The sequence below is a fragment of the Paenibacillus sp. P4_A7 genome, assembly GCF_056402455.1.
Genome location: NZ_JBFUHJ010000285.1, coordinates 1 through 7,215, shown reverse-complemented (window position 1 = coordinate 7,215; position 7,215 = coordinate 1). Strand labels below are relative to the sequence as shown.

General features: G+C 40.0%; 8 protein-coding genes. 7 read left to right on the top strand and 1 reads right to left on the bottom strand.

What is annotated here, in order from left to right; genetic code table 11:
• From AC1DWN_RS23765 to AC1DWN_RS23735, 7 genes are all read left to right on the top strand, one after another.
• Positions 1-994 (top strand): FAD-dependent oxidoreductase (locus tag AC1DWN_RS23765; protein WP_477561370.1); only part of this gene is annotated, 994 nt, incomplete at its 5' end.
• A 4-nt stretch (positions 995-998) separates the two neighbouring features.
• Positions 999-1,721, top strand: coding sequence for a 16S rRNA (guanine(527)-N(7))-methyltransferase RsmG (rsmG, locus tag AC1DWN_RS23760; protein ID WP_477561369.1), 723 nt, complete (start codon positions 999-1,001; stop codon positions 1,719-1,721).
• 370 nt (positions 1,722-2,091) lie between these two features.
• Positions 2,092-2,910, top strand: a complete 819-nt coding sequence (noc, locus tag AC1DWN_RS23755) for a nucleoid occlusion protein (RefSeq protein ID WP_477561368.1) — start codon at positions 2,092-2,094, stop codon at positions 2,908-2,910.
• Positions 2,911-3,140: 230 nt separating this feature from the next.
• Positions 3,141-3,914: a ParA family protein gene (locus AC1DWN_RS23750; RefSeq protein ID WP_477561367.1), complete on the top strand. Its 774-nt coding sequence runs from the start codon at positions 3,141-3,143 to the stop codon at positions 3,912-3,914.
• The gene (locus tag AC1DWN_RS23745; protein ID WP_477561366.1) at positions 3,895-4,746 is read left to right on the top strand and encodes a ParB/RepB/Spo0J family partition protein; all 852 of its coding nucleotides are present in this window, start codon (positions 3,895-3,897) and stop codon (positions 4,744-4,746) included. The genes AC1DWN_RS23750 and AC1DWN_RS23745 overlap by 20 nt, the downstream gene beginning before the upstream one ends.
• Before the next feature lie 104 nt (positions 4,747-4,850).
• Positions 4,851-6,023: an aminotransferase class V-fold PLP-dependent enzyme gene (locus tag AC1DWN_RS23740; protein ID WP_477561365.1), complete on the top strand. Its 1,173-nt coding sequence runs from the start codon at positions 4,851-4,853 to the stop codon at positions 6,021-6,023.
• Between the two features lie 27 nt (positions 6,024-6,050).
• The gene (locus AC1DWN_RS23735; protein ID WP_477561364.1) at positions 6,051-6,533 is read left to right on the top strand and encodes a DUF4446 family protein; all 483 of its coding nucleotides are present in this window, start codon (positions 6,051-6,053) and stop codon (positions 6,531-6,533) included.
• Positions 6,534-6,561: 28 nt separating this feature from the next.
• On the opposite strand, the gene yyaC is transcribed toward AC1DWN_RS23735, so the two are convergent.
• Positions 6,562-7,170: a spore protease YyaC gene (gene yyaC, locus AC1DWN_RS23730; RefSeq protein WP_477561363.1), complete on the bottom strand. Its 609-nt coding sequence runs from the start codon at positions 7,168-7,170 to the stop codon at positions 6,562-6,564.
• Positions 7,171-7,215: the final 45 nt, after the last annotated feature.

Here is a 7,215-nt window from a genome sequence, read left to right as displayed (position 1 = left end):
ACCAGAGGGCAAAGATACGTCTGAAGACTATGTACAAGGTCTTTCAACAAGTATGCCTGAGGATGTGCAACTAGGTATTTTGAGATCTATTCCAGGCTTGGAAAAGGTTGAAATGATGCGTACTGGTTATGCCATTGAGTATGATGCGGTGGTTCCAACACAGCTTTGGCCTTCATTGGAAACAAAGGTGATAGACGGGTTATTCACCGCTGGACAAATCAATGGAACTTCTGGATATGAAGAAGCAGCAGGACAGGGCGTTATGGCCGGAATTAATGCTGCACGTAAAGTTCAAGGAAAAGACCCTATTATTATTGGTCGCTCGGAAGGCTACATCGGGGTTATGATTGACGATCTAGTTACGAAAGGTACAAATGACCCATACCGGCTGTTAACATCGCGTGCAGAGTATCGTTTATTGCTCCGCCATGATAACGCCGATTTACGACTGACCCCAACTGGATATGAGATAGGTCTTATATCAGAAGACCGTTACAATAAATTTTTACGTAAAAAAGAATTAGTTGAGCTGGATATCGAACGACTACAGGCTACTAAGGTAAAACCTGATGATGTTAGGGGTATGTTAGTTTCTGCTGAATCAACTCCAATTGTTAATGGCGTAGATGCATTGTCATTATTGCGTCGCCCTGAGATCACTTACGCTTTACTAGAAACGGTTGTTCCTTCAGTTCCTGAAATGACAGAAGAAATGAAGGAGCAAGTAGAAATACAAATAAAATACGCTGGTTATATTGAAAAGCAACTTATACAAGTAGCAAGGCTGAATAAGATGGAGAAGAAGAGGATTCCAAATGATATTGATTATAGCGATGTACGTGGTTTAGCTTCTGAAGCAAAACAAAAATTAGCTTTAATTAGACCTCTATCCATCGGTCAAGCATCACGTATTGCTGGGGTTACTCCTGCTGATATTTCAGTACTGCTCGTATATTTGGAACATTATAACCGCGTTATTGCGGCGAGAGGTTAATTATATGGATGATACAATACAATGGTTTTCTAAACGAATGGAAGAGGGCGGAATCTCGCTCTCTTCTGTTCAGCTTGTTCAATTTGAAACGTATTACCGTGTTTTAGTTGATTGGAATGAACGAATGAATTTAACGGGAATAACAGATAGAGATGCTGTGTATGAGAAACACTTCTACGATTCTATCTCACTTTCGTTCTTCACCGACATGAGCAATGTAAAGAAGCTTGCTGATATTGGATCTGGAGCTGGCTTCCCAAGTATTCCTCTTAAAATTTGTTTTCCTCACTTAAAAGTTATGATCGTTGATTCCTTAAATAAGAGAATTCAGTTTTTGTCACACTTAAATGAGCAATTGGGCTTTAACGATGTGATTTGTTTACACGGTCGTGCAGAAGATGTAGCACAATTGCCGACTCATCGAGATAGCTACGATCTGGTTACTGCTAGAGCTGTAGCGCGATTAAATGTTTTAAATGAGTTTTGTTTACCTTTCGTAAAAAAGGGTGGATTGTTTGCTGCGATGAAAGGCTCCAAATCAGATGAAGAAGTAAAAGAAGCTTCATTTAGCTTGCGTGAGTTAAAAGGAAAAATTAAATCGCAACATCAAATGCTGCTGCCCAATGAACAATCAGAGAGACATATCGTATTAATTGAGAAAACAGATGCTACGCCTCGTAAATACCCAAGAAAAGCGGGTACACCAATTAAGGAACCGCTCATTTAATTTTGTTCCACGTGAAACATTCTTATAGCTTAAAATCATCTTTTTTATGTTGAACAATTATCTCAAGTGTAGTCGTGTCAAGCAGGAGATCGTTTAATAGTAGTCGAATTATTAAGATAGACGAAACGGTTGAGTGATGCCCATTGGCATATCATTCCAATTCTATTCATGCCAAATGATATTTGTTAGAGATGTTCGCTCTGCAGCTGAGGAATACTGATGATTTAAGGTTCAACCAAGCAATGTAATGTGATTGGCGAATAACCAACCTTGCTGCTGAAGCGAGTTTATTGCACAAACCTTTTAGTTACTATTAAGTAAGAGTGACTGCCTTAAAGGTTTATCTCATGATCGGGTGGTAATTATCGATATGAAAGAACAATTTTCTCGTTTGTTCGGCTTATCCGAGCAGCGTATAGCGCAAGAAGAAGTTCGACAAATTCCAATTAATGAGATTGATCCTAGTCCTTTTCAACCGCGAACGGTTTTTGATGACGACCGCATTGATGAGCTTTGTCAAACGATCAAAACTCATGGCGTTATTCAGCCTATCGTTGTTCGGATGCGTAACGGAAGGTATGAGATAATAGCAGGAGAAAGACGTTGGAGAGCGGTTACGAAGCTTGGCTATGACACCATACCAGGTATTGTTCGTGAATTCAATGACTCCCAGACGGCTTCTATTGCTTTAATAGAAAACCTTCAACGCGAGGGCTTATCTGCTATTGAAGAAGCTATTGCTTATCAAAAGCTTATTGAGCTACATCAATTAACTCAGGAGAGCTTAGCTCAAAGATTAGGCAAAAGCCAATCTACGATCGCTAATAAGTTGAGGTTATTGATGTTAGGTGATACCATTAAGATGGCTTTAATGGAACGTAAAATTACAGAACGGCATGCTCGTGCTTTATTGTCTCTGGATACAGAAGAACTTCAGTTAAAAGTATTAGAAGAAATATTAGCTAAGGATTTAAACGTAAAGCAGACAGAAGTGCGAATTGCTTTTCTGAAAGAATCAACCAAAATTAAGAAAGCTAAGCGTATGTCATTTACGAAGGATGTTCGTTTAGCGCTTAATACAATTCGCCAGTCTATTGAGATGGTTTCAGGATCTGGTTTACAAATCAAGACGAATGAAAAAGATCATGAAGACCATTATGAAATCGTTATTAAAATTCCTAAACGATAAGCTTTTAATAGCAAAATACTTCTTTTTGATTTATTAATAAACAAACGAAGCTAGTATCTTTTGATAGATGAGATGATACTAGAACAATAAGTGCAGACTGTACTCTTTGTACTAATCTTAATGCCGTCCTCCTTGAGGGCGGCGATGCCATTTTCAGCAAATTTAATTTATATTTAATGCATCATGTAAGTGCATCATATTCAAGTTTTACACTTAGAGGTGAGCAGGTTTTGTCGAAAATTATTGCTATTGCAAATCAGAAGGGCGGAGTCGGTAAGACGACAACGTCAGTTAATTTAGCTGCTTGTTTAGCTACGCTAGGCAAGAAAGTGCTCTTGGTTGATATTGATCCCCAAGGAAATACGACAAGTGGATTAGGCATAAACAAGGGTGATGTTAATAATTGTGTTTATGATGTGCTTATTAATGAGGTCCATCCTAAGGATGCGATGCTTGATACAAGCATACCTGATTTGAAAATAATTCCTGCAACCATTCAACTAGCTGGTGCGGAAATAGAATTGGTTCCTACCATTTCTCGTGAGCTTCGTTTGAAGAAAGCACTTCATTTGGTAAGGGATCAGTTTGATTATGTACTTATTGATTGTCCGCCTTCACTTGGTATTCTGACCATTAACTCTTTGACAGCTGCTGATTCTGTGCTTATACCAATCCAGTGTGAGTACTATGCTCTTGAGGGTTTAAGTCAGTTGTTAAACACTGTAAGACTAGTTCAAAAGCATTTGAACACCTCCCTTCAAATCGAAGGTGTCTTATTGACGATGCTAGATGCCAGGACGAATCTTGGTATTCAAGTTATTGAAGAGGTTAAAAAGTATTTTCAACAAAAGGTATATCAAACGATTATTCCACGTAACGTTCGTTTGAGTGAGGCGCCTTCTCACGGACAGGCTATTATTACTTATGATCCTCGTTCTAAAGGAGCAGAAGTTTATCTTGAACTCGCGAAGGAAGTGATTACGTATGAGCAAGCGGCTAGGTAGAGGGCTTGATGCGCTTATTCCATCGCTTTCTGTGAATGACGATGATAAGATCATTGAAATTACATTATCTCAGCTGAGGCCCAACCCATATCAACCACGCAAAACTTTTGATGAAGATTCGATTAAAGAGCTTGCGGAGTCGATTAAAMAGCATGGTATCATTCAACCGATTATTGTCCGTACTGTTCTAAAAGGGTATGAAATTATAGCAGGGGAGAGACGTTTCCGCGCTTCGCAATATTGTGGTAATGCTACAATACCTGCAGTAGTACGATCATTTAGCGATCAGCAAGTGATGGAAATAGCTCTTATTGAGAATCTTCAGCGTGAAGATTTGAATGCTATTGAAGTGGCGATAGCTTATCAAGCGTTAATTGATAAATTCAAGTTGACGCAAGAAGAGCTCTCGATGAAAGTTGGAAAGTCACGTTCTCACATAGCTAACTTCGTTAGACTGCTTAGCTTGCCTTCAGAAATTAAAGATAATGTTTCACGTGGAACAATTTCGATGGGGCATGCAAGAGCATTAGTAGGCATTAAAGATGAGGCGGTTCAAAAAGAATTAGCCGATCTTACGGTCTCAATGGAATGGAGTGTACGAGAGCTAGAAGAGGCAATTCAAAAATTGGATTCTAAGCAACCAGAGGATAAGTCTAAGCCTAGCCAAAAGAAACGTGACCCATACATCGAACATTTGGAAGAGTCACTGCGTGATCGATTTAAAACAACAGTTAAAATTAAACAGCAAAAAGATAAAGGTAAAATAGAACTGCAATACTATAGCAAGCAGGACCTTGAGAGATTGTTGGAATTACTCCAAGATCTGGCTTAATCGCAAAACAACAATGGCATACCTWAGTTGTAATCTTCCTTTTGAAAGATTAAACTAAGGTATGCCATTGTTGTGCAAACACTGATTGGGAAGGTGTGAAGTGTATGGGGATCAAAGATCAAACGGTTATTTATTTGGACCATGCAGCGACATCTTGGCCCAAACCTCCGACAGTTACTGAGGCAGTAGTTCAGGCTATGCTAAACGATGCAGCAAACCCTGGTAGAGGGAGCCATGCGATGGCTGTTAGAGCTAGTCGTATCCTATTTGATACGAGAAAGCAATTAAGTAAATTGTTCAATATTAAAAATCCGAACGATATTGCTTTTACGTCAAATACTACGATGGCGCTTAATATGGCGATTAAGGGCTGGTTAAAACCCGGTGATCATGTTATTGCAACTTCAGTAGAACATAACTCGGTAAGGCGACCATTGTATTTTTTGGAACAAACGATTGGAATAGAAGTGACGTATGTAGAGGCAGATCAGTATGGCAACATCAAACTGGATGATGTAGCGAAAGCTATACAGCCCAATACGACTCTTGCTGTCGTTAATCATAGTTCCAATTTGTTGGGAACAATTATACCGATAGCGGAGATTGCAGAGTTAACAAAAAAACATCATATTAAACTACTTGTTGATGCTGCTCAAAGTGCTGGTATTTTGCCAATTGATGTGAGAGCCATGGGTATTGATATGTTAGCCTTTCCTGGGCACAAAGGATTGCTTGGTCCACAGGGGACTGGAGGCCTCTACATTGCTCCTGAAGTGGAATTGGTGCCATTGTTGCATGGTGGAACCGGGAGTCAATCTGAGGCGCGTGAGCAGCCTTATGTAAGGCCTGACCGCTATGAGGCTGGAACACAAAATACGCCCGGACTTGCTGGACTTAAAGTAGGTGTGCAGCATGTCCTAAGTGAGACTGTGGAAAGTATCCACGCTAAGGAATGGGCACTTATTCAGCGGCTGATCACTGGCTTACAATCGATACAAGAGGTACAGTTACACGGCCCAGCTCTAGGTGAGCAAAGAACAGGCATCTTGGCTTTTAATGTGGAAGGTATCGATCCATCAGAATTGTCATTTATTCTTGATCAACATTATCGAATTGCTGTCCGGGCAGGGTATCATTGTACACCGCTTGCACATGAAAGTGCTGGAACATCAACAACTGGAGCCATTCGCGCGAGCGTAGGCATTTATTCAACTGAGCTAGAAATTGATGCATTAACAGAAGCAATAAAGGAAATAACTCAGCAATATCGGGTGTAGACAATTACTGGAGGCGGAACAAGGACGATGGAAGATTGGACAACAAATCCGATGAATGCAGTGACAGTGGGATTAGCTATTCTTGTTTTCATTTTATTCATTTGGATGGGCGTTATTGGCAGACGGCTGAAAAAGCTTAGAAAACAATATACAGCGGTCATGGGGAACACAGGTGTTACAAACGTTGAAGATGTTATTGTTAAACTGAAGGAAGACCTCACTATTCACCAGCAAGCAGTAAGCCAAATGCAAGGGCAGTTTTCTCAAGTTCAATCTTCTTTACTGCAACAAAAAAGTAAGATAGGCATTCATCGTTACAATGCATTTTCAAATACGGGAAGTGACCTTAGCTTTTCAATTGCTATCGTAAATGAAGCAAAGGATGGAGCAGTGTTCTCTGGCATACATGGTAGAGACAATACATACGTATATGCCAAGCCAGTGGAAAAGGGCCAGTCTACGTATTCACTTACACCAGAAGAGTATAAAGCCATTACGGAAGCTAAGTAAAAAGTTATCTAAAAAGCTGTAGGAGATGTTAGGTATGTTCTGATGCAGCTGTTTGCTCTCTAGCTTGAGTGGATAGAAGCACATGATTTGCAATAGCAGTAAATAAGCTTAAGGCAATTATATCAGCCATCTTCATAACGAGGTGGAGACGAGTATTTTGTAATACGAAATATTCCATAAAGCCACCAACATTAACGATACCAGTAATATGAATGTCGCCTACAGGTGGAAGATCTTTATTAACGCCAGCACCTGGGCGTACCGGCCCCATACCAACTTGAATAGAACCAACGCTGGATACTTGACCAAGACAAGCATCAATGCCGATTACAAATGGCTTGTGAAAGCGTTGGTTTATTTCTATTAACGTATCGTCTAAATTCATAGCATGTACAGGGTCCTCTAACGTGCCGAATAAAGAGAAATGCGGGCTTTTATACTTGGACAAGGATGTCCCAATGAGAGGTCCAAGCGAATCTCCAGTTGAACGATCTGTTCCTACACATACAACAACAATAGGGCGTTTGTCAGAGATTTCTTCAAATATAGAAGACAAGCGATTGACGAGTATACCAATAACGTTAGCAGTTGTGTAGGGTACCTTCAACGGTGTATCYTTTACAAATGGAAGCTTCATAGAATCCCTCCGATAGAGTGCTATTAATATGTTACTAGTATATGG

Excerpts from the sequence above, each read along its gene's own strand:
- rsmG (WP_477561369.1), top strand. The coding sequence starts at position 999 with ATGGATGATACAATACAATGGTTTTCTAAACGAATGGAAGAGGGCGGA.
- noc (WP_477561368.1), top strand. The coding sequence starts at position 2,092 with ATGAAAGAACAATTTTCTCGTTTGTTCGGCTTATCCGAGCAGCGTATA.
- AC1DWN_RS23740 (WP_477561365.1), top strand. The coding sequence starts at position 4,851 with ATGGGGATCAAAGATCAAACGGTTATTTATTTGGACCATGCAGCGACA.
- AC1DWN_RS23735 (WP_477561364.1), top strand. The coding sequence starts at position 6,051 with ATGGAAGATTGGACAACAAATCCGATGAATGCAGTGACAGTGGGATTA.